This is a genomic window from Gracilibacillus sp. JCM 18966 (assembly GCF_055392695.1).
On the sequence record NZ_AP043883.1, the window covers coordinates 3,890,486 to 3,913,707 of the forward strand.

At 37.0% G+C, this 23,222-nt stretch carries 22 protein-coding genes; 7 read left to right on the forward strand and 15 right to left on the reverse strand.

Annotated features, from left to right (window positions below; all coding sequences use genetic code 11):
* The first annotated feature begins 184 nt into the window (after positions 1 to 184).
* Positions 185 to 1,225: an FUSC family protein gene (locus ACZ5N5_RS19040; RefSeq protein WP_277678777.1), complete on the forward strand. Its 1,041-nt coding sequence runs from the start codon at positions 185 to 187 to the stop codon at positions 1,223 to 1,225.
* A gap of 103 nt (positions 1,226 to 1,328) precedes the next feature.
* Here the strand turns inward: ACZ5N5_RS19040 and ACZ5N5_RS19045 are convergent, their stop codons facing one another.
* Positions 1,329 to 3,044, reverse strand: coding sequence for a methyl-accepting chemotaxis protein (locus tag ACZ5N5_RS19045; RefSeq protein WP_464372915.1), 1,716 nt, complete (start codon positions 3,042 to 3,044; stop codon positions 1,329 to 1,331).
* Between the two features lie 194 nt (positions 3,045 to 3,238).
* Here ACZ5N5_RS19045 and pxpB point away from each other — a divergent pair, with 194 nt between their 5' ends.
* From pxpB to ACZ5N5_RS19060, 3 genes are read left to right on the forward strand one after another with little or no spacing between them, the layout of a single operon-like run.
* Positions 3,239 to 3,928 carry a 5-oxoprolinase subunit PxpB gene (gene pxpB, locus ACZ5N5_RS19050; RefSeq protein ID WP_464372916.1) on the forward strand — a complete coding sequence of 230 codons (690 nt, stop codon included), beginning with the start codon at positions 3,239 to 3,241 and terminating at the stop codon, positions 3,926 to 3,928.
* Positions 3,925 to 4,869 (forward strand): 5-oxoprolinase subunit C family protein, encoded by a 945-nt coding sequence (locus ACZ5N5_RS19055; RefSeq protein WP_245902256.1) that lies wholly within the window; start codon positions 3,925 to 3,927, stop codon positions 4,867 to 4,869. The genes pxpB and ACZ5N5_RS19055 overlap by 4 nt, the downstream gene beginning before the upstream one ends.
* A gap of 4 nt (positions 4,870 to 4,873) precedes the next feature.
* Positions 4,874 to 5,611 (forward strand): 5-oxoprolinase subunit PxpA, encoded by a 738-nt coding sequence (locus ACZ5N5_RS19060; protein ID WP_054859863.1) that lies wholly within the window; start codon positions 4,874 to 4,876, stop codon positions 5,609 to 5,611.
* Positions 5,612 to 5,641: 30 nt separating this feature from the next.
* On the opposite strand, the gene ACZ5N5_RS19065 is transcribed toward ACZ5N5_RS19060, so the two are convergent.
* The 8 genes from ACZ5N5_RS19065 to lacZ form a co-directional block, all read right to left on the reverse strand.
* The gene (locus ACZ5N5_RS19065; RefSeq protein WP_464372917.1) at positions 5,642 to 6,274 is read right to left on the reverse strand and encodes a DUF624 domain-containing protein; all 633 of its coding nucleotides are present in this window, start codon (positions 6,272 to 6,274) and stop codon (positions 5,642 to 5,644) included.
* A 104-nt stretch (positions 6,275 to 6,378) separates the two neighbouring features.
* The gene (locus tag ACZ5N5_RS19070) at positions 6,379 to 7,389 is read right to left on the reverse strand and encodes a LacI family DNA-binding transcriptional regulator (protein WP_464372918.1); all 1,011 of its coding nucleotides are present in this window, start codon (positions 7,387 to 7,389) and stop codon (positions 6,379 to 6,381) included.
* A 94-nt stretch (positions 7,390 to 7,483) separates the two neighbouring features.
* On the reverse strand, positions 7,484 to 8,116 hold the full coding sequence (locus ACZ5N5_RS19075) for a YesL family protein (protein WP_464372919.1): 633 nt from the start codon (positions 8,114 to 8,116) through the stop codon (positions 7,484 to 7,486).
* 26 nt (positions 8,117 to 8,142) lie between these two features.
* On the reverse strand, positions 8,143 to 8,979 hold the full coding sequence (locus ACZ5N5_RS19080) for a carbohydrate ABC transporter permease (protein ID WP_464372920.1): 837 nt from the start codon (positions 8,977 to 8,979) through the stop codon (positions 8,143 to 8,145).
* Between the two features lie 14 nt (positions 8,980 to 8,993).
* Positions 8,994 to 9,923 (reverse strand): carbohydrate ABC transporter permease, encoded by a 930-nt coding sequence (locus tag ACZ5N5_RS19085; RefSeq protein ID WP_109983576.1) that lies wholly within the window; start codon positions 9,921 to 9,923, stop codon positions 8,994 to 8,996.
* 69 nt (positions 9,924 to 9,992) lie between these two features.
* Positions 9,993 to 11,276, reverse strand: a complete 1,284-nt coding sequence (locus tag ACZ5N5_RS19090; RefSeq protein WP_464372921.1) for an ABC transporter substrate-binding protein — start codon at positions 11,274 to 11,276, stop codon at positions 9,993 to 9,995.
* Between the two features lie 339 nt (positions 11,277 to 11,615).
* On the reverse strand, positions 11,616 to 11,798 hold the full coding sequence (locus ACZ5N5_RS19095) for a cold-shock protein (protein WP_054787101.1): 183 nt from the start codon (positions 11,796 to 11,798) through the stop codon (positions 11,616 to 11,618).
* Positions 11,799 to 11,922: 124 nt separating this feature from the next.
* On the reverse strand, positions 11,923 to 15,027 hold the full coding sequence (gene lacZ / locus ACZ5N5_RS19100; RefSeq protein ID WP_464372922.1) for a beta-galactosidase, LacZ type: 3,105 nt from the start codon (positions 15,025 to 15,027) through the stop codon (positions 11,923 to 11,925).
* 141 nt (positions 15,028 to 15,168) lie between these two features.
* Here lacZ and ACZ5N5_RS19105 point away from each other — a divergent pair, with 141 nt between their 5' ends.
* Positions 15,169 to 16,131: a LacI family DNA-binding transcriptional regulator gene (locus ACZ5N5_RS19105; protein WP_277678767.1), complete on the forward strand. Its 963-nt coding sequence runs from the start codon at positions 15,169 to 15,171 to the stop codon at positions 16,129 to 16,131.
* 17 nt (positions 16,132 to 16,148) lie between these two features.
* Here the strand turns inward: ACZ5N5_RS19105 and ACZ5N5_RS19110 are convergent, their stop codons facing one another.
* The 5 genes from ACZ5N5_RS19110 to ACZ5N5_RS19130 form a co-directional block, all read right to left on the reverse strand.
* A complete protein-coding gene (locus ACZ5N5_RS19110; protein ID WP_109983580.1) occupies positions 16,149 to 16,907 on the reverse strand; it encodes a sugar phosphate isomerase/epimerase family protein in 759 nt (252 codons plus the stop codon).
* Complete coding sequence (locus ACZ5N5_RS19115; protein WP_464372923.1) at positions 16,908 to 17,903, reverse strand: hydroxyacid dehydrogenase; 996 nt, start codon at positions 17,901 to 17,903, stop codon at positions 16,908 to 16,910.
* A 169-nt stretch (positions 17,904 to 18,072) separates the two neighbouring features.
* Positions 18,073 to 18,684 (reverse strand): hypothetical protein, encoded by a 612-nt coding sequence (locus ACZ5N5_RS19120; protein WP_054787106.1) that lies wholly within the window; start codon positions 18,682 to 18,684, stop codon positions 18,073 to 18,075.
* A 97-nt stretch (positions 18,685 to 18,781) separates the two neighbouring features.
* Positions 18,782 to 19,150 (reverse strand): VOC family protein, encoded by a 369-nt coding sequence (locus tag ACZ5N5_RS19125; protein ID WP_054787107.1) that lies wholly within the window; start codon positions 19,148 to 19,150, stop codon positions 18,782 to 18,784.
* A gap of 10 nt (positions 19,151 to 19,160) precedes the next feature.
* Positions 19,161 to 20,171, reverse strand: coding sequence for a dienelactone hydrolase family protein (locus ACZ5N5_RS19130; protein WP_109983583.1), 1,011 nt, complete (start codon positions 20,169 to 20,171; stop codon positions 19,161 to 19,163).
* A gap of 181 nt (positions 20,172 to 20,352) precedes the next feature.
* On the opposite strand from ACZ5N5_RS19130, the gene ACZ5N5_RS19135 reads away from it, so the two are divergent.
* Both ACZ5N5_RS19135 and ACZ5N5_RS19140 read left to right on the forward strand, forming a co-directional pair.
* Complete coding sequence (locus ACZ5N5_RS19135) at positions 20,353 to 20,604, forward strand: YkuS family protein (protein ID WP_054787109.1); 252 nt, start codon at positions 20,353 to 20,355, stop codon at positions 20,602 to 20,604.
* Positions 20,605 to 20,788: 184 nt separating this feature from the next.
* Entirely contained in the window at positions 20,789 to 22,186 is a 1,398-nt protein-coding gene (locus ACZ5N5_RS19140) for a Na+/H+ antiporter NhaC family protein (protein ID WP_109983584.1), read from the forward strand.
* A 148-nt stretch (positions 22,187 to 22,334) separates the two neighbouring features.
* Here ACZ5N5_RS19140 and ACZ5N5_RS19145 read toward each other — a convergent pair whose 3' ends face one another.
* Positions 22,335 to 22,988 (reverse strand): SGNH/GDSL hydrolase family protein, encoded by a 654-nt coding sequence (locus ACZ5N5_RS19145; RefSeq protein WP_464372924.1) that lies wholly within the window; start codon positions 22,986 to 22,988, stop codon positions 22,335 to 22,337.
* Positions 22,989 to 23,222 lie beyond the last annotated feature (234 nt).

The window sequence follows — 23,222 nt, forward strand, 5'->3', positions numbered from 1 at the left end:
GCCACCTCCTCAAAAATTCGCTGAAACAACATTCTAGAAGATATATCTCTTATTTTACATCATATGCACCGAATAAGAAAGCGTTTACACTTATTTTATTTTTATTTCAAAAAAATTAGTACTATAGTTTTTTTTCACTTGTTGCGTTATACTATCGGATAGAAAGTTGAGGGAGTTTTACGTAATGAAGAATTATTTAAGCAATCGGATTCTTGGTAGGCGTATTATTAAGACAGCATTAGCCGTATTCTTTACTTCCGTCATTTGTGAGTGGTTGGAATGGCCACCTGTTTTTGCTGTCATAACCGCTATTGTCTCCATCGAACCAACTGTTGGTGAATCTATTCGAAAGGGGATTGTCCGGTTCCCAGCTTCTGCTATCGGATCTTTTTATGCAGTCCTCTTTATATACTTTTTTGAAAATTCACCAATTACATATACATTGGCTGCTTTTTTCACGATTATTACTTGTTATAAGCTTGGATTACACGCAGGACTTCTTGTGGCCACATTAACATCTGTTGCAATGGTAGAAGTAATTCATGCTAATTTATTTATTTCATTTGTTATTCGTCTCGGAACAACAACCGTTGGGCTACTCGTCTCCACTATAGTGAATATGTTTATTTTGCCACCAAATTATACGAAGCGGATTTCGATGGATTTACATCAGCTCTTAAAAGGAACAGGAGAGACACTAGAGCTCATCGTTGATCCATTAATGAAAAATGATCGTAATCAGCAGAAGAAAGAACGTATTTTGTCTCGATTTGATCAAATGAAGCGATCCTTAGATAAAACAGAAAAATTGTTACACTATCAAGCAGATGAAGCCAAATATCATCGCTTAAAAGAATCGACCAAAAAACTTTTTGATCAAGAGCAAAAAAATTTAACCAAAATTCGCCTTATTCACTATCATATTGGAAATCTTATCAATACACCTATTCAGTCAATCTGTTGGTCGGAAAAAGAATGTCAAGATATCTTCCATCTGGTGCACTCATTAGCAGACTATATGAGGCATCCTGATCACTATAAAGCGAGTATCTACAGAAAACAAGTAAAATTGTTAATGGACCAATTTTGGGCGAGTAAAAAGCCTACGAATGATATGAATACAAATCTATTCACACCTGAAATTATTGTATTATATGAATTACTATCCATTTTTAATCTTACTGAGGACATCCTAAAAATAGAAAATAAGGTAAGAGCTACATAATCTATTCACTTAAATTATAAAACCCGTGTCAGTATAGGATGCCCTGAAAAATTAGAGTGAAATCTAACCTTTCGGGGTTGCTCCCTAGACACGGGTTTGTTATTTAGATCTTGAATTGTCTCACTAAACTATTTAGCTCTTCAGCTAATTTTGCTAATTCATCCGAATTGGCGGATACCTCCTCCATAGAACTACTCGCTTGCTGAGCAGATGCTGATGTCTGTTCAACTCCTGCAGCAGATTCTTCAGAAATGGAAGCAATTTCTTCAACAGATGTATTAATTTCTATACTACTTGAAGAAACCTCTTCAAAATTTTTATTAATAGTTTCGAGACTGCTCACCATATTGTGGACGGCGTCATTAATCTTCACAAAGGTTGTACCTGTTTGTTCAATTTGGGCCGATCCATGCTCTACTTCGTCATATCCCTCTTCAAGTGCTTTTGTAACAACTGTAGATTCCTGTTGAATATTAGTGACAATGGACGTAATATCTGTCACCGAGCTCCCTACCTGTTCCGCTAATTTTCTTACCTCATCAGCAACAACAGCAAATCCTTTACCATGCTCACCAGCTCTAGCTGACTCAATGGCAGCATTTAAAGCAAGGAGATTTGTTTGTTCCGCAATGTCTTTTATAACAGAAACAAGCTTTGATATCTCTTTAGTCTGTTGATCTAGTCCTTTTACTTTTGCTACTGCGTCTTTTACAATCTCGTTCACACGCTTCATTTGCTCGACCGAAACACCCATCATATCACGACCGTCTTCTGTCATGGACAACACGTTAGCAGAGGCCTGTTCAATTTTTGCTCCATTTTCATTAGCATGACTAATAGCATTAGAAAAATCTGCCATTTTGGTAGCGACATCACTTGCTTGACTTGCTTGTGTTTCTGAACCCGATGCAAGCTCCTGCATTGTTGTCGCAATTTGCTCTGTACCATTTTTTACTTCGTTTGCTGATTGATTTAACTCTTCACTCTGTGCACTAACTGTATCCGACACAGAAGAAACCTGGGTAATAATTTTTCGTAAATGTTCACTCATTGCATTCATTGAAGAAGCTAGTTGTCCAATTTCATCTTTTCCATTGTAATCAATTGCTTTAACACTTAGATCGCCTTCCGTGATACGATTACTCGTTTCCACTACCTTATTCATATTTTTGGTAATATTACGCGATACAAAGAAAATTAATAATATACTAATAATCGCAGAAACAATAATGGATGCAACTAACGTAATAATAGCAATAAGCTGATCCGATTTTGCTTTTTCGATTGCCTCTTCTTGTTGTTTATCCACTAATTGTTGGAGCTGATCTATTAATGGAATAGCCTCTGCTTGAGCCTCATGTGCATCTATCGCACTTCCATAGGCAGCTTCTGTTTCTCCTTGTCTCATATAACCAATGATTTCATTAAAACTACTACTAACCTTCATATCAAGCTCGACAAATTGATCAAAAAGCTCCCTTTCCTCTGTTGTATCCATTTTGCTGTCTAATTCTTTGGAAAGTGCAATGATTTGTTCATTTCTTTCATTAAATTCCGTTTCCACTTCTGTCGTTGGATTTAGTACATATTGATAAATACGGGCACTTTTGGACCTTAGAAGTGAACCCATTTGGCCAACGGATGATGCGCGATCACCTCGACGTTCTACTGCATCGATGTCATCGGCGATATTTCGCAAAGAAAAAATAATGATAATAGCAGAAATAATAAATAATGAAAGCACAATTCCTAGTATAATCCCATACTTTTTACCTATTCTGGCATTTTGAAAACTTAATTTTCCCCAAATACGCTTCAAGCTGATCTCCTCCTGTTCAATTAAGTCCATTGATTCACATCGTGATTATAAATTTGAATTTATAATAAGACTATCTTATCATTTATAGTTATATTTTACTATTAATTTTTCTGGGAAATTCCATTCTTTTTATCAAAGGTTGTTGTTTTTACCGAAGCTTCTCCTCATGATAAAATATAATTGGAGGGATCAATATGCAATTTTTTACGCTTGCAGAAAATGCCTTGATGTTACAGCTCGGTGATAAAGTAAATACAGCACTACACCAAAAACTACGACATATTCAGAAATCGATCGATCGTTTGCAAAATCCCACTATTATTGAAACCGTGATCGGATATACAACTCTCGTCATCTACTTTGATCCATTTCAAACATCTCATCGCGAAATCAAAAGGATTCTATCTCACTGTATCGATCAAACCAGCTCTATGATAAATTCTCAACCTTCTACTATTCATCAAATACCTGTTTGCTATGAGGATAGCTTTTCACCGGACCTTTCGTATGTCGCTACAACAAATGGACTAACCAAACAGGATGTGATTAAACGTCACACGGATAATACCTATCTTGTCCATTTCATCGGATTCTCTCCAGGATTTCCATTTCTAGGAGGGATGGACCTAAGTATCGCTACACCTAGAAAAACTCGCCCAAGAATGAATATTCCAAAAGGGGCCATCGGTATCGCGGGTGGACAAACAGGGATTTATCCTAGTTCTTCCCCTGGAGGCTGGCAAATCATTGGTAGAACACCGATAGAACTCGTTGACCTTTCGAACGAGCAACCAACCTTATTGCGTGCCGGTGATCAGCTAAGATTTTATGCAATTTCTAAACAACAATACTTGGAATGGAGTGGGGGGAAGCGATCAAAATGAGAGTGATTGAGGAAGGCTTACACACAAGTATTCAAGATTTAGGTAGAATAGGATATCGATCCTCCGGGTTTCCTATCAGTGGACCAATGGATTCATTTTCAATGAAACTAGCGAATTATCTTGTCGGCAATAAGGAGAACACTGCCGTTGTCGAAATGAGTTTTGTCGGTCCAACCATTGAGTGGACAAAGGATGCCATTATTTCGATTACTGGTGCAGATATGGTACCACGTCTTAATGGGAAACAAATTTCATTATATCGTCCGATTATCATAAGAAGTGGGGACATCCTGCAATTTCGTACTGCGCGAAATGGTCTGTATACCTACCTTGCGATTAAAGGGGGATTAGCCATTTCCAAAAAATTAGGTAGCAGGAGTATGCTCGTTCGTACGGAGGGAACAGGGCTTCTCAGCCGAAAATTACAAGTTGGTGATCAAATTCCGATCAACTCTATTACTACTCCAAATATCAAGCTAAACTGGTCGATGAATCCAAATACTTTTGAGATATATTCATCTACTGAGGTTATACATTATATCGAAGGGCCACAGGCAGATTGGTTTAAACAAAACCAACTCGATATTACGGAGTGGTCTATCTCGACAAGATCTAATCGCATGGGGTACCGGCTAATGGGGGATGAGATTGAGACAACAAGAACCCAACAATTATTAACAGAACCGACTAGCTTTGGCTCTATTCAAGTACCACCAGATGGTCAACCAATCATTCTAATGGCTGATAGTCAACCTACTGGGGGATACCCAAAAATTGGCCAAGTTATACTAGCCGATTTACCAAAGCTTAGCCAATTACTACCAACTAAGCGATTTATGTTTGAGAGATGCACTATATCAAATGCCTATAAAGCACTGGCTACCCAAAAACAACTTTTAACCAAACTAAGCCATACACTTAAACAAAAGTGGGAGGGATGAGACCATGATTAAGCCTGAATTAAACTGTGATCTAGGAGAAAGCTTTGGTATATTTTCAATTGGAAATGATCAAGAAATTTTGCCGTTTGTTGATGCCATAAATATTGCTTGTGGTTTCCATGCAGGAGACCCACATACAATGAAACAAACGATTCAATTAGCGAAACAGCACAATGTACATATAGGGGCACACCCAGGTTTTCAAGACATTCAAGGCTTTGGTCGCAGAAGGATTAATCTTTCTTCTGAGGAAGTATATGATCTTGTGTTGTACCAAATTGGTGCCCTATATGGATTTACGAAGGTTGAGGATGTAACTCTCCATCATGTAAAGCCACATGGCGCACTTTATAACATAGCCAGCTCTGACAAAGAAATTGCATTAGCTATTGCTCAAGCGGTTTATGATTTCGACAAGAGCTTGATCCTCTACGGATTGGCTAATAGCTTTATAACGAGAGCTGGAGAACAGATTGGTTTGAAGGTTGCACATGAAGTTTTTGCCGATCGCACCTATCAATCAAATGGTACGCTTACAGACAGAACATCAGAAAATGCTGTGATCCATGATCTCGACCGCTCGATGCAACAGGTAGAGGAAATGATGAAAACAGGACACGTAACATCAATAGATGGTCAAAAAATACCTATCCAAGCAGATACAATATGTGTCCATAGTGACACCACAAAAGCATTGACCTATGTAAAACACCTCAAGCAATTTATCACACAGTTGAATTGAAAAAAACCTCGAAAGAATTCCGAGGTTACACTAGCGGTAATTATATTTTAACAAGCATTGATCTAGAAAGTCAGATGGTAGTTTTTTAAGTGATTTTTGCCATATACGCATATGCATAAAAGCAAAAAGACCAGAGCATGTAAATAAGATAATTGGAAAAAGCAATGATCCAAAAATAATCATACCTCCAACGATTCCTATAAACGAAACTTGCGGAAGGATGGAGATGGATGTAATCCATGCATTCTTCCAGAGTTTTCTCCCCCGTAAATGAGAGGTAACAATTAGTGGCAGTATAGATAAAACGGTAAGTAGGATTAGACTTGTAGCAAATAACACAAGCCAACTCATTGTCTGAGGCATCTTTAAAATCATATCTGACCATAAAGTAGGATACATATAGAGCAACATTAGGACAAAAGACAAATTAGTGCTTGGAAGAATCGTTCTCCTGAAATAAAATTTAAATGTTTCAAAGAAACTCTTCCAGATATTAAGATCAATACCTTTCTTCGTCCACTCTACAACAACCGCGTACATGGAAATAGTTGCAGGAATGACTGTAATCACTCCTAAAGAAAAGAAGAACCATAAAAACTGCAAAGTCAAAAATGCTGCAAAAACATGTAACATGCGGAAAAATCTTGATTCCGACTGGTTCATTCCATCACCTACTTCACAAGAAATGTTTAGATTTTGTTTACAGTATAACCGTTTGGACAAATAGTAAACATATTCTATACAAATCAATGAAATAAGTATTTACGCTATACTTCTCCAGATTTTCTTATAATTAATTCTGGATCAACAAATACCGAATTCTGTACTTGTCTATCATTTATTAAATCATGCAATATATGTGCTGTTAATAATCCAATCTTCACTTGATCCTGCCTAACGGTAGCAAGAGGAGGGTCACTATAACGGCACGCTTCTATGTCATCACAGCCAACTATTTTCATCTGTTCCGGGATGGAAAGACCTTTTTCCTTTATCGCCTTTATCGCACCTAGTGCCATCATATCTGAAGCAGCAAAAACCGCCTCTGGCTGTTCTTCCTTTTGTAATAGTTGAAGCATGTTTTCATAGCCACTTTCTTCAAAATAATTCCCGTATTTGACCCATTCTTCGCGATAATCCATCCCATAGTCATTCATCGCTCGAATAAATGCATTTCTTCGAACTATCGTTATATTAGAATCTCGATTCCCACCTAGAAAGGCAATTTTACGTATTCCTTTAAGATAAAAATACTCCACCACTTGTCTTGATATTTTTTCATTATCAGTCATGACATAGCTAGAGCGATCTCCCGAAAGCTTTAAATCTACTGCCACGGTTGGTATATCACTTTGGTCTAATTCATAAATATCATCCTCTATCTGTTCTCCCGCAATAATAAGACAACCATCCAGTTGATAGTGCTTACTTCTTGCAACGTAATCTTCTTTTCCAATATTAAAGGATTGATTAGAAAAAACTAAAATGTCATAGCCAAGTTTACCTACCGCGTTTTTGAATGAATTAATCACTTGATTAAAAAAAGGGTGATTGAACTCAACATGTACTTCTCCGGCATAAATTAATCCAATCATATTGGATTTTTTCGTTGCTAAAGCCTTAGCAGAAAAACTAGGCTGGTAACCGGTTTCTTCGATTACCTGCTTTACTTTTTGAATAGTTTTGGGGCTTAAACTGCCTGTCTGATTCATCACCTTGGAAACAGTACCAGGCGATACCCCAGCCATTTTGGCGATCTCTCGTATAGTTAGCTTCATCTTTTCTCCCTCTAAACATCTGTCTAATATCTATCATCTACTTTTATTTAGTATAATCTATTTTTAGTTTCTAGCGATTCATATGTCAAGTATATCAAGTCAGAATTTCGGATGTTTGCTGAGAATTCTTAGTAATCTGCTCAAGTTTTCTTAGCAAGCTTTGGAATATGTGATATAGTACAAATGCCAAAAAACTACCAATTAAAAGCAGGAAGAATGGCATGATATAAGTGAATAAAAAGGTCACTACGATACAGCCAATACATGCTAATGTATGTGGCAGGCAGCTAATTGATAAGAACAGGGCGTTTTTGATTATAGCGAACACTCCAAGTTCATAGTGAACAAGTACAAAGAATAGATAAATGGTTAAAAAGAGAAAGAGAATTAACAGGAAGGTGTACAAGCTTAAAATAACCCATTTACCTGTGAACTGTACATGAGATAATATCATACCATCCATGACTAAAAAGACCATTGCAATTTTCCACATTAACCCGATTAAAAAGCTCTTCCTAAAGTTTTCGATAAAATAACGATAATAAGTGGAAATAACGCCAAAGTCTGTTCCTTCTTTATGCCACTTCCTTACGGTTGCAAACAAAGCAGTTGTAGCAGGAAATATGGTTACAATAAAAAGACAGCTGACCATCCAAAGCAAATTAAGCAAAACAAAGTTTGCAAAAATATCTAACACCTTAAAAAATACATTACCTTTATCCCTCACATGCTCCCCTCCCTCTTGCTCTTTTATTAGCTTTTAACTGCACCTTCCGTTAGACTTTGGATAAACAAACGGTTTAGTAATAAAAAGACAATAATTAACGGTACCGTCGCCCAAAAAGTCCCTGATAAAATCATACCATTGTCACGTACATAGTTATCGATTAATCCACGTAATGCCACTTGAATGGTAAAAGAAGATTCCTCTCTTAAAACAACTAATGGCCACAAGAAATCATTCCAAATATACATAAACTTGATAATCGCTAATGTAGCAAAGGCTGGGATGATAACAGGAACTGCAATATTCCAATAAATTCTTATATTGGAGCAACCGTCGATCTTTGCTGCATCAACTAGCTCATCCGGAACATTACTACTTATATATTGCCTCATCCAAAAAATACCGAAAGCATCAATAAGACCTGGTACAATAATAGCTTTCAAATCATTTAACCAGTCTAGTTGTGTAATAATATAATACTGTGGGATCAATCCAAGCTGTGGTGGTATCATCATTGTGACGAGTATCGCAATAAACAAAATATTTTTTCCTTTGAAATGGAATTTGGCAAAAGCAAATCCCGCTAACGAACATAAAAATAAAACACCGATCGTTGTGATAGTGGATACAATAACGGAGTTCCACATTGCGCCAAAGAAATCAATCGTATTGATCACATTGGTGAAATTGGTTACCAATTCTTTTCCTGGAATGTATGCAGGAGGCAGACTATTGATCGCACTGTTATTATTCGTCGCCATAACAAACATCCAGTAAAAAGGAAAAATAGAGAAAAAAGCAGCAAGAATGAGTATTAAATAAACAAATAGCTTTGAAAATGAAAACTTATGTGATCCATTCATGTTCACATACCTCCTTATCGCCCTAATCGATTCGCTATCCATACATTTACAGAGGATAGGAGAATGATAATAATAAATAAAATAATCGCCGCTGCTGATGCTGGTCCAAATGAAAGATTAGCAAATGCTTCTCTATATAAATAGAGCACTACAGAAATACCTTCCTCTCGATAAGTTCGACCTAAGAAGATTAATGGTTCTGTAAATAATTGAAGTGCACCTATAGTAGATGTAAAAACAGTTAAAATAATTATCGGACGGAGCATCGGGATGGTAATATATTGAATTTTTTGCCGAACGGTAGCTCCATCGATTTGAGCCGCTTCGTATAATTCATGTGGAATCGCCTGTAATCCAGCTAAATAAATAATAGTGTTATAGCCGACCCATCGCCAGAAAACCATAGAAGAAATAGCTATTTTGACACCCCACCATGAAGTGGACCAACTAACAGGGTCTTGACCAAACCAGCTAAGAATGACGTTCATCAAACCGAACTCTTGACTATTGAACATGACGCCAAAAACAATGGCAACAGCCACTGTCGAAGTAACGTATGGCATAAAAACAGATACACGGAAAAAGCCTTGCATTTTAATTAAGGCAGAATTAAGTGCATATGCTAGAATTATCCCGATAATTAACTGAGGAATGGTTCCGAGAATCCACATTATAAGTGTGTTAGATAAAGAAACCCAAAACACTTTATCTGTTAAAATCCATTGAAAATTTTGAAGTCCAACAAATTCCATTTCCCCTAATCCATTCCATTTTTGAAAACCTAGATAAAAACTAAACAAAATCGGAAATAAACCAAAGATTGCAAACAGAATGAAAAACGGAGAAATATATAAATAACCAGAAATCGCTTCTTTTTTCTTTTCTGTAAAAAATGATTTTTTTGGGATTATGTCAGTTTTGGCATTGGTTTGCCCCATTTCCATACTCCTTTCCCTTCTAGCTAAGGTATGGGACCTACGATAGACTTTCTATGTTAGGTCCCATTTTCTAAATTATTGTCTCTCTAATTGGGAATTGATTCTCTCAACCGCTGCATCCCATTCTTTTTCAGGATCTGCACCTTCTATCGCTACATTCAAGAGCGCTGTACCCAATTCGGTATCTACAATGGAATAATTCACACCCATGTATACTGTTTTTACAGATTGAGCAGCCTCTGCGAAGATCTTAGCAGTTGGTGCATTATTAAAGAATTCATCAGTCGTAGCTAGAAAATCTTCATTCTCATACACATCTGGAGTAGATGGGAAAAGTCCAGCAATCTCAAAGGATTTTAATTGTTGTTCAGGTGCTGTTAACCATGAAATGAATTCAAATGCCTCTTCAGGATACTCTGATTGCTTCGGAATAGTTAGAAAAGAACCTCCCCAGTTACCAGCACCTTCTGGGATTTTTGCAATATCCCACTTTCCACTTGTATCTGGTGCATTTGCTTTCACATTAGCAACCATCCAACCTGGAGCTCCTGGCATTGTCGCATAAGAACCTTCTGCCATAGCACTTCCCCATTCAGGTTCCCAGAGTTCATTTTTGCCAACAAGACCTTCCTCAATCATCTTAGTCGTATAATCATATGCTTCTTTTACTGTATCCTCAATAATTAATTCGTCCTCTTCATTAAAATATTGCTGTTCTAACTGGTCCCTTAATGAATTAAACACAAGCTGAGGTGAGTCAGATATTGGTTTTCCTGTCTTGTCTTTTATCGTTTTTGCTGTTTCATAATAGGCTTCCCATGAATCGATTTGAGCGGCAACCTCTTCCCGATCAGTAGGTAATCCCGCTTCTTCCATAACATCCGTACGATAGAACATGGTTGTAGGTCCGATATCTGTAGGTAACCCAATTTGGAACGATCCATCCGCAGATTGTGCCTGTGCCCATTTCCAATCTAAGAAATTACTAGAAACATCTTCTGCACCATAATCAACTAAGTTATAAAATTGATCCTGTGCTTCTAGGAATTTTTCGACTTGACTAATTTCAATCTGTGCAATATCAGGCGCCCCGCTTCCAGCAGAGATAGATGTAAATAAGTTATTATGCATATCATTCATTTCGCCCTCATTTATGTTGATCTTCACATTCGGGTTGTCTTTCATATACTCCTCTACTAGCTGATCATACCCAGTACTTCCAAATATCCAAAAATCTAGTTCTACTGTATCGTCACTTCCACCATCACTGTCAGATCCAGCGCTCTCGTCATTATTACTACATGCGACTAGTCCTACGAAAATCAAAGAAAACACCACTAATATTAACCATTTTTTCATGTGAAAAAACCCCCATTTTTTAGTTTCTTCAGTCATTCAAACTATCGTGCTCAAAAAGAAATCGGTTTCCTTCGTGATGAAAATAAAAGATTTCATATTTCGCTGCAGCCTGATGAAATCGCTTACTTAAAAGAAGTATATTATTAAATCTGATGAAAATCAATCCTTTTTTTGCTAAAATACTTAATAAATTGCTTTTATTAAGAAAACGGTTTCTTTAATTGATACTATTTTATAAAAGATTAAGCTTTGTCTTAACCTTTAAAACGAAAAGTATTCTTCGCGTATAATAGTGAAAAGAAAAAACTGCTCTCCATATCATGGAGAACAGTTTTTGACTTATTTTAATTCTGGTATTACTCGAACTTCTCTTTTCATTTCTGAATGACAGATTGGACATGTTGGTTCTTGTTCAAAGGAATAATTTTCACGCATCCATCCCTGACAATCATCACTCAGACAGGACCACACATTCGTTTCTACATTTTTGACAGGTTCCTTCTGGTTATTAAAATAAGCCATTCGGCACTCCCTTTCATGATATTCACCATGACAACAGTGAAATAAGTAGGTATCCCGTTGATTTTCAGGACGATGTTTGCCATACTATTCCTTATTATACGCTTATTTCGAATTTAATACAAAGTTATTTCGAAATTCCTTTAAAGCTAAATCGATAACGATAATTCCTGTTTGCAAACAAACGATATTCTGGATGAGTTTGTTGTCCCCAGCTATCATCTCCACCAACACCCATCTGCCAGCCGTTAATTGTCACGACCACTTTGTTTGGTTCAGGCAATTTATAGTGATGGCTTGCCTCTTCCAATTCCTCTATTGCATAATGTAGAGCATTTGCTTCTATCGTCGGCTCACCTTCCACCCGTACTCCTAGACCTGCATTGTTTTTGACCTCGAACCAACGAACCCCACATTTATTCCCACTTTCTTGTGGCTTTAAGTATGGCTGTAATTGGTCACTAACAATACCCTTGTATATACTAACTTTCCCGCTTAGTTGGCGATCCAAATAGGTTTCATGAGGACCCTTTCCATACCAACTTAATTGATCAAAGCTCCTATCCATTTCCCATCGCATCCCTATAGCAGGAATCTCTGGAAGTCCTTCACCTGGTTGTAGTTGCTGTTCCACTTCAACCGTTCCATCAGCACGTACCACATAAATAACTTCTACTACACTGATAGGCTTTGTAGGTAGTTGATAGATTGCTTTCACTCTCACACCATCAGCATTATTGGTTACATTAAGTGAAGCTAAATTACGAGAAAAGCTTGCATTTCGCCATATCTCACTTCGTTTATCTAACTCACAACCTCGATCATTGTCTGTCATCGCTCGCCAAAAACTAGGTATAGGGGCAGCTGTTAAAAGTTCGTTATCCTTTATCCTATAAGAACTAAGCATACCTGTTGCCTTATCAAACGTAAGTGAAAAACTTTCTCCTGTTATTTTAAACGTATCTTCCAATTCCTGTAGTTGTAATGCCCCTAAAGCAAATGGTTTATGACGAATAGCAGGTTCTGCATATTGAGTAAATGCTACTTCATGATCTGCTGTAGCCCAGCTTGGTGTCTTATCATAAACGACCGACAATGTTAGCACCTGTTCCTTATCATTTGTAAATAGTGCACCAGGATATTCTAAAGAAATCTCTTGTGTCTTTCCTGGTTCTGCCTCTAATGGTGCCATTCCTGATGCTTTCGTCAAGCCTTCCTCTGCAACTGTCCATACTAGTTTAAATGCATTTAAATTGGTAAAAAGGTATTTATTGTGAAGCTTAACAGTACCTTTTTTGTGATTTATTACTTCAAAATCGATATTTTGATAGCATGCCTTTACTTCTTCTAATTTTGGCGAAACAGTCCCGTCCGCAAATATTAAGCCATCTCCAGAAAAATTGCCATCATGTGGAGATTCCCCAAAATCTCCACCATATGCTAAAAAGCTTTTGCCATCTGAGGTTTGGTGCCACAATGCTTGATCCTTCCAATCCCAAATAAATCCTCCTTGAACGATGTCATATTTATCAAAAAGCTCTGTATACTTGTGAAGGTTCCCTGTAGAGTTTCCCATAGAGTGTGTATATTCACAGAGAATGTAAGGCTTCTTTTCTCCAGGCATATTAGCATATTCCTCTACCTGCGCAGGACTTCTGTACATTGTGCTTTCGATATCAGATGCCTTCTCGGAATCACGATAATGGAAGACCCCTTCATAATGGACAAGTCTAGTTGGATCTGTTTCCTTAAAGTACTGATGCATTTTCAAAAAGTTGTCTCCACCAAACGATTCATTTCCAAGTGACCAAATGATGATTGATGGATGATTTTTATCTCTTTCATACATCGACTTACAGCGATCTATTAAATTATTTGTCCATTCTGGTCTACTCCCAGGCACCGTGTTCTCAAGCGTTTGTTGCCCATAATACCAAGATCCATGTGTTTCTAAATTGGTTTCATCAATAACATACAGCCCATATTCATCACATAAATCATACCATTTCGGATGATTTGGGTAATGGGAAGTTCTCACTGCGTTAATATTATATTTTTTCATTACAATGATATCATCGATCATATCTTGAACCGTTACTGCTCGTCCCCGATCTGCGGTGAATTCATGTCGATTGACGCCTTTAAAAACAATACGCTTCCCATTAATATGCATAATATTGTCGATCATTTCAAACTGACGGAATCCAATTTTAGTAGCAAAAACCTCTAACAACTGATCTTTGTCATCCTTTAAACGGAACACTAATGTATATAAATGAGGAGTTTCTGCGCTCCATTTTTTTGGCTGTTTAATTTCATTACTTGAAGAAATGGAGACATGTTCTTTTTCGTTTATTGGTAGGATTGCCGTTTGGGTAGCCACTTGATGGTTTTGATCATCCAACAGCTCCCATTCTAGCTTGGCATCGACATATTCTTTTTTAAAGTAATTAATTACATCTGCTGTTATTTCCAGTGATGCGTTTTCATAATTTTTATCAAAAGTCGTACGAACACGGTGATCATATAGATGTAGATTGGGCAAAGCATATAGAAATACGTCGCGGAATATACCACTCAACCGCCAAAAATCCTGATCCTCTAACCAACTGGCATCTGACCAACGATAAACTTCCACTGCTAGTTTATTCTTTCCATGCTTCAAATATGGAGTAAGATTAAATTCAGCAGGTGTAAAGGTATCCTCACTATAACCTACTAATTCACCATTTAACCATACATAAAAAGCAGATTCTACTCCTTGAAAGTTGATGATAACTGGTTTATTTTCCCAATCATTTGGTAAGGTAAAGGTAGTAACATATTGCCCTACTGGGTTATAATTAGTTGGAGCAAAGGGCGCCTCAATTTCATCATGATTGATCCATGGATAGCGGACATTGGAATATTGTGGATAATCATATCCTTCTAGCTGCCAATGTGCTGGAACCTTTATTTTATCCCAACCTGAACTATCAAAATCCTCTCGATAAAAATTGGCAATTTTAGCATCAGGATTTTTGGAGAAATGAAAGGACCATTCCCCATTTAGATTCTTGAATAAGTCTGATTTTTCTTGATCAAGGCTTAGAGCTTCCGACTCTGTTAAAAATGGTGTAGCAAGTGCATGTTGTGGCATACGATTTAGTTCAAAAATTTCTGGGTTATTGTTCCATTCCGGATAACCATTTTTAGGTGCTTGATACTGAAATTTGGTTTTCTTTAAATCCATTTGTCATACCTCCTATTTGAAATCGGATTCATAAACAACTAGACAATTCATTGCAATTAGCATAAAATATCAAGTAAAATAAGTCAAGTTAAATTTTACTATTAGTTTTACTTACTATGTATTTGGAAGGATGTTATTACTATGGCAACTATTAAGGATATCGCTGAGAAAGCTGGTGTATCCATCGCAACCGTTTCACGTGTTTTAAATTATGATGCAAGTCTATCTGTAGGAGAGGATACAAAAAAACGGATTTTCGAAATTGCGGAAGCACTCTCTTATCAAAAAAAATCCTCTCGTAAAAAGCTATTTCGTCGGGTTGCTTTTATTCACTGGGTTACAGAGGCAGAGGAATTGTCAGATCTCTATTACATGGCGGTTCGACATGGTATAGAAGAAGAAGCGGAGAAATATCATATACATTTACTAAAATATCTACTCTCAGAAATTGACCAAATTCCTAATGATATAGATGGAATTATCGCAGTTGGACGCTTTAGTAAAAAAACACTTAATCAACTTAAAATGAAATCCAATCATGTTATTTTGATCGAGTCAGAAATGAATGAAGGCTGTGATGCCGTACTAACCAACTTTGAAACGGTTATTCAACAGGCTACCGATCATTTAATCGAAAAAGGGATGGAAAAGGTTGGTTTTATAGGAGTAAAGGGTACTATTGATAAGGATATTCGTGAAAAGGCAATGAGAAGCTATTTAGCTGAGGCCAATAGGCTAGATGAATCTCTATTTTTAATTGGAGATTATCATGTGGACAGTGGATATGAGCTAATGAGTCAATTTATCGAATCTTACAGTAATCAACCAATCGGTTTTGTTACAGCGAATGATCCGCTAGCAATCGGAGCAATTAAGGCATTAAATGAAGCCAAAATAGAAATACCTCAACAAATTAGCATTGTCGGAATTAATGATATCAGTGTATCGAAATACATTTATCCGGCATTAACCACTGTTCGGATTGAAAAAGAATTAATGGGAAAAACGGCTGTAGGTTTACTAATGGAGAGATTGCGTGAAGAACGAACAGTGGCGAAGAAAGTGTTCATTGATACTGTTTTAATCAAAAGAGAAACAACCTAAAAGGTATTTAGGTTGTTTCAAATGATGTTATCTATCCAGTCTTTCAATACTTTTGCATCTCTTAAAAACTGCTGTTCATCATCCTTCTTAACAAATTCCATTAATAGATGACGATCTCTCTTGTCCTCTACTATTTTTCTCAGATAGGCAAGCCATTCCTGCTCTCCTTCTGCTAGCGCATAACGTTTTTCCCATGTTTCCCAATGAAAAACATGGACATTTGAGATCCATCTCCTAACCGCTTCAATACTTGCTAAACGCTCTTCCACTGAAGCTTGATTCATCGGCTGCCAATAAAGGAATACATTGTCATGTGAAATCTCTTCCATTAGCTGACGGGCACTCTCTTTTGTATCGGTTAACGTACCATTATGATATTCCAAATGGATGGAAATACCCTCCTTCTCAGCTATTTCTGCAATTCTAAGTGCATCCTGGATTACCTGCTGCCGGTAAATTTGATCCGCCTCATTACTACCTAAACCACCTGGCCAAACTCGTATTTTGGTGGCACCTAGAGCACTGGCAGTCTCTACTATTTTCTCAAAGGGATAATCATTTCTATCTCCAACACGGTAGTAGGACCCGTAGCTCGCTACTTCCATTCCATAGCTCTTCGTTTTTTCTGCTACCTTCCTCGCATGATCAAGATCGTCTGGGGGAACATGAACATCTCCTCCCCATTCTACACTGTCTAATTCAGCCTTAGCGGTGATTTCTAGAACTTCTTCTACTGTTTTATGACGGAATGTAACCGAGCATATACCTAATTTCATTCATGCCATCCTCTCAAATTGTGCTTTCGTAATCCTCCACTTAAGATTTTCCCCTTTAATATATCGGCCCAATTCTTGTAGCATATATTCTCCCATTCTTCCACACTCTATGCCTTCGCTTCCTGCAAGATGGGGGGTTAGCACGACATTTTCCATGTGATAAAGTGGTGATTCCTTCACAGGTGGCTCTGGATCTGTTACATCGAGAACTGCTGTTATATCTGTTCTTCTTTGAAGTACTTCTATCATTTCTAGTTCCTTGACTATAGCCCCTCTTGCGGTGTTTAAAAAGCTCGCCCCTTGTTTCATTTGTTCAAAATGCTCTCCTGTTATCATGCCAATCGTTTCAGGTAATAAAGGAGCATGTAAGGATACTACATCGGAAACCTGAAAAATCTCTTCTAAGGTTGTTAGCTTTACCCCAAGCTTTTCAGCTTCCTCTTTAGAAACAAATGGATCATATGCTATTACCTCCACATCAAACGACGAAAGTAGTTGGGCAACCTGCCGTCCAACCGTGCTCAATGAAATGAGTCCGACTATACTTCTAAAAGCACCACATATAGGAAAAGGCTTTTGCGGAAATTGTCGTTGATTGCGAATTCCTCTAACAAATTGCCAGCCATTCTTTAGACAAAATAATATTTGAGATAAAGTGAATTCGGCTACTGGTTGTCCATTTGCATTTACTGCTGTTGTGAAGATTATTCCTTTATTCCACGCCTCCTCTGTTGCTAATTGTTTAATAGAGCCTGCTGCATACAATACTGCTTTTAAATTTGGCGCATAATCGAGTAAATGTTGATCTATTTTAGGTCCTCCCCAACCAGTCAACAAGATTTCCACCTCATTTAAAATGGACGGATCCTGTTCTAACTCACTGGCGGTCAATTGAGGAGAAGGTATGTCCACTAGCTGCGCAATTTCTTCCCTAATAAACGTTGGATACACAAGATCAAACGGTTCTCGGTTCATTACATAAATAGCTTTTTTCATGATAAAACTCCTTTATCTTCTATATTAGTTCATATATGGCGAGAAGATTGATCAATATTTTACTTAAAATAATGTTATTATGTTTTTCTTGAAAGCAATGGGTTCGATAAGGCATTTCATTTCTAATGTTAAAACGACAAGCGTGAGTCACCACTTGTCGTCCTTTTTGTTATGGTAATAATGCTTCTAAAAAGTCATCTGTTAAATCTACTTGTTCAGCATTGGAAGGAAAAACTAATACGCGACTTTGATAATGTTGATTATCCTGAAATACATCCAGCTTATTTGACTTAATTCCATAAGCAGTTCCACTACCAAAGTCAACAACTTCCACCCCATGTTGTTTGAGTTTTTCTACATCAAATAAATCTTCAATAGGAGTAAGCCCTTCTTGTTCTACTAGATCTAATGCAAAGCTTTCGTCTGTTACCATTACGTCCACCATTCCAGCAGCAATTTTTGCTATTAATTTCTGTACTTGATCATACGACTGATTAGACAAATCGCCACCATCATAAATAATATTATCTACCGCTACTTCGAAATCCTCGTAGTGAGCTTCATTGATTTGATCAGAAAATACATTCACTTCGTCATAAGGTATGGGAGCAACTACCATCATATTGTATAGAACTTCGTCCTCTTTCAAAACACTCGAGATAATAGATCCTAAAATAAACAAACCCGCTATAATACCTATAATATGAATCTTATAATATTCCCAAATATAATCAACTGCCTCTTTAAAAGACATCGTTTTCAAAGTTTCCCATAGCTTCATTTGTTTCTATCCCCCCAGAAAAGCTTTCTTTTTTAAAAAGTATAACATAATGAAGAGAAATAGAAATCGTTTACTTAATATTTTCACAGACTTTCCATTATTTCCATTCCAGCAATTCCAAGCGATTTCCAAAAGGATCATTTACATATATTCTGTTAGCGCCAGGAAGATTATTGTCATCCATAAACTCAATATGATGGTTCGTGAGATGGTCCTTTAATCCATCCAAATGTTCCACTTCAAAGGCGGGATGTGCTTTCTTAGCAGGTTGGAAAGGATCTTCTATTCCAATGTGAAGCTGATAGTCGCCAAATTGAAACCAGACACCACCACGTTTCTTCAAATTTTCTGGTTTTTCTATCTGTTTCATTAATAATATATCCTTAAAGAAATGAATAGCCTTTGCTTCTGATCCGATTGGTGCAGCGAGTTGAACATGATCAAGTCTTTTCCAATTAAAACTCATAATACCACTCCTACAAGAGTTGATTTTTTAACCAGTCGTATGCTTTTCGACCACTAATTTCATGTGAGCCTGGAAATATGTCATAAGCAAATTTTTCCGGTCTGTTATGATATGCCTCTTCTATTTCCTTTATTGCTTCTAAAACAGATCGATGTGGAAAAATAGGATCTTTGTCTCCGGCTTCGATAAACAATGCCCTTGGTGCGATTAAGGAGATCCATTCTGGTAATTCTGCAAAATTTAAAATGCCTGGTACATAGTTATCAATACAATGGCGCATAGCCATAATGCTACCTCTAAATGTGTTGGTGAATCCTGTTAGTACGGTTGCCTTCACTCGTAAATCTAAAGCGGCAGTATATGCAGTTACTAATGCACCTCCTGAAAAGCCCATCATTCCCAGTTTATCTGCATTAACATCAGGATGTTTTTCCATATAAGAGAGCACTTGACGAGCCTCCCATATTCTCAAGCCAGCAAGCGTCTTCCCTTCCATCAAAAGGTTTGTCGCCATCGCTTCACAGGAATTTTGCTTTCCTTGTTTGATATCACGAGTTAACATCCTCTCCCCAAATCCAATTACTTCCGGAGCAAATACCTTTAACCCCTTTTTGACGAGTTTGACAGCAAAATACTGGTGAATGCCAGGTTCCCCGTCATCCTCTTCCCCGTTTTCCTTAAGACCAACAATTTCCTTCACACCATAACCATGTCCATGTAATGCCAAGACCGATGGATAAAAATTTTGCTCACTTTTTGGTGTTAATACATACATTTTACATTCTAATAAAGGAGTAATAGGAAATAGAAATAATTCACGAGTATATTCTGGAAATTCTCTTTTCTCCAATAATTCTGGTTTAGCTGTTAGCATTTCCTCTTCCAATTGGGAGAAGTCACCCAATAAATTTAGTAGACCTGTTTTTAGTGTCAGTTTTCTTTCGACTGGACCAACTGCTTTGACGGAATCTGTTAAAGCATGATCGTAAAACTGATCAAACAATTCATCTAATTTATTCATTCACACTACTCTCCCTTTTCATAGCTTTGAAAACGTTTTTTTAGTTGTAGTTCTATTATAAACTAAATTTGAAATAGAGAAAGCAAAAAAATTTGAATTACGATTTAGAGTTAGAATTTTGTGAATAAATCAAGGAGTTACGACAAACATTAAAATGATTGAAAATCAAGGAGGTTTTAATATGGCACGCATTGGTGTAGAAGAGTCTTTAACAGATGTACAGCAAAGACTACAAGAGGATGGCCATGAAGTGATTACATTAAGACAAGAACAAGATGCAAATGGTTGTGATTGCTGTGTCATTTCCGGTCAAGATCAAAATATGATGGGGATGCAAAATGCTGTGATTCAAGGTTCTGTCATTAGTGCTCATGGACTTAGTGCAAATGACGTATGCCAAGAGGTACAACAAAGATTACAACAGCAACAGTAATCGAAAAGTATGTTATATCAAATGAGCACAAGTGATGTAATCATACATCACTTGTATTCATTTAGACATCATTTTCTACTTTAGGTGCTTGCTTTTCTTTATGAGACTACTAATGTTATAAGAATATTTTCCACTATTTTCACACAACCTAACAAAAATCTGATCAACCAAAGGAGAGGAAAGGATGGAAGGAAGCTGGATTTCAATTATTCCATTTGTCGTTGTTATTATTACTGCGATCAAAACAAAACAAGTTTTTCCTGGGCTCACGCTTGGACTAATTGTTGGAGCATACTTCGTTGAACCTTCCTTACTTGGGGGGATTCAAAGAGCAACTCAATATATTGTAGATAGCTTAACAGATATTAATAACTTAAAAATTATTATTTTCTTATATATGTTTTCTGGACTTGTCGGAATAATCAAAGTGTCTGGCGGGATCAGAGGATTTGTGGATCTAAGTGCTAAAACGATTGATTCCAAAAAAGAAGCTGTTCTTTTAACATGGGCTTCTACTCTTGGGACCTTTAGTGCTCCAAGCTTTCGTATCGTTACTGTTGCGCCTATTATGAAGGCTTTATTAAAGAAAATAAAAATGACAAGAAAAGAACTTGCCTTTATGATCGAAACAAGTACACAGCCTGTTATTGTTTTAATCCCTATTGCAACAGCATTTGTAGGATATATGGTGTCTGTTATTGAAATGGGGTTACAAAACCAGGGAATTGAGGCAGACTCCTATACGCTGTATGTTCAGAGCATTCCTTTTAATTTCTTTGCCATTTCAATGATTATTGTTGGTACACTATTTGTTTTATTTCGCCATTCAAAGGAACGGGTGACACACGAAGAAAATGACCCATCTGTTGTGAAAGAAGAACAAGAACAATCCTCTGAACATGAGACACCTTCTAGACCTTGGAACCTGATTATCCCTGTTGCGCTTGTTATTATTTTTACCCTGTTTTTAACATGGTGGGATGGCTACTCCAAGGGATATGATTTTTTTCAAGCTTTTATCCAAGCAGATGTGCTTGAGGCAATGGTTGTCGCCTTATTCATCACATTGTTAGTAACAATTGTAATGTTGCTCTTCCAAAGAAATTCATTAAAAACAATGATTCATGAATTTATCGAGTCTGGTAATAACTTAATGTCAGTAATATTACTTCTTTCTGTTGTTTGGGCACTATCTTCTGTAACAGAGGACTTAGGCTTTTCTGAGTTTGTCACCAATAATGTTAGCTGGGTACCAGCCTTATTTATTCCACCTGTCATGTTTGTCATTGGTGCTTTTGTTTCCTATTTTATCGGCTCCTCTTGGGGAACGTGGGGGATACTAATGCCACTTGGTATTTCATTAGCAACAGCTGCTGATGCTCATTTACCATTAGTTATTGGGGCAGTTTTTGCAAGTGGATCGTTCGGTTCTATATCATCACCATTAAGTGATAACAATAACACGATTGCACAAATCCTTGATATCAATGCACTTTCCTATGCGAAATACAAGCTATTACCTGCGATCATCTCAGCAGGTATTGCCACTGTTTTGTTTGGCGTAATGACCTTTATTCTTTAAAGGCTTTGATACCATAATTAGGGATTTGCAAAAATACGATCGACATAAATTAAAGGTGCAATACCTGCCAAATAGTAAAATAGCTGTTGAATTAAAAGGTGATAGAGGAAGGTTCGTAAACCTACTCTACCACTTTTTTAGTTGAATTTTATTTCGTCCAATCAAAGCCTATTTTGTTTAAAAATGCTTTTGCTAAAATAGTATGACCTATTTCATTTGGGTGCACTCGGTCCCATGCGATGGTTGCAGCATATAAATTTTTTAGAATTTTGTTAAAGGCAGCCTGTGTATCAATAAATAAACAAGCTTCCTCCTCCGCTATCTGTTTCACCACTTTTCCATACTGGTCCATTTTCGCTCTCATTAGATCATTTTCATTTATTTCTATGTAATATGGGGTCATTAAAAGAATATTCTCAGTCTGTAATTTTGACTCTTTAACGAGTGCTGTTAAAGTCTCCTGATATTCTTCTATGTATACATGGTGATCCTTAATAAAAGGGGAATCGAACTGTCGCCATACATCATTTATTCCAATCATAATGGATAACCAATCAGGATTTTGTGTAATGACATCCTCCTGCCATCTCGCTTTTAAATCACGCACTGTATTTCCTGAAATTCCTTTGTTAACAACTCGAATTCCTAATTCAGGATAATTCGCTTTTAGGAAAGCATCGACAATGGAAACATATCCATTACCAAGCGCATGAAACAAGCCTTCACCATGTGGCTTTGCACGATCACAATCTGTAACTGAATCTCCAATAAATAATAATTTCTGCCTTTGTTCTAATAACATGAAAATCCCTCCTCAACCATTTTATTCTATCACAACCAGAGCGAAAAGGGAGCGCTTTCCTGATTTTTAAGACGATTATTTGGATTAATCTAAAACACCCGTGCAAACATGGTTTTTTAGAGGTGAGTTCACGATTAGTCCTACTCTTGACACAAATGATAGAGGGAATACATTTAGAACTATTCACTTTACGATTTGAATAGTGAACTGACCATTCTCACAAAATGGCCTTAG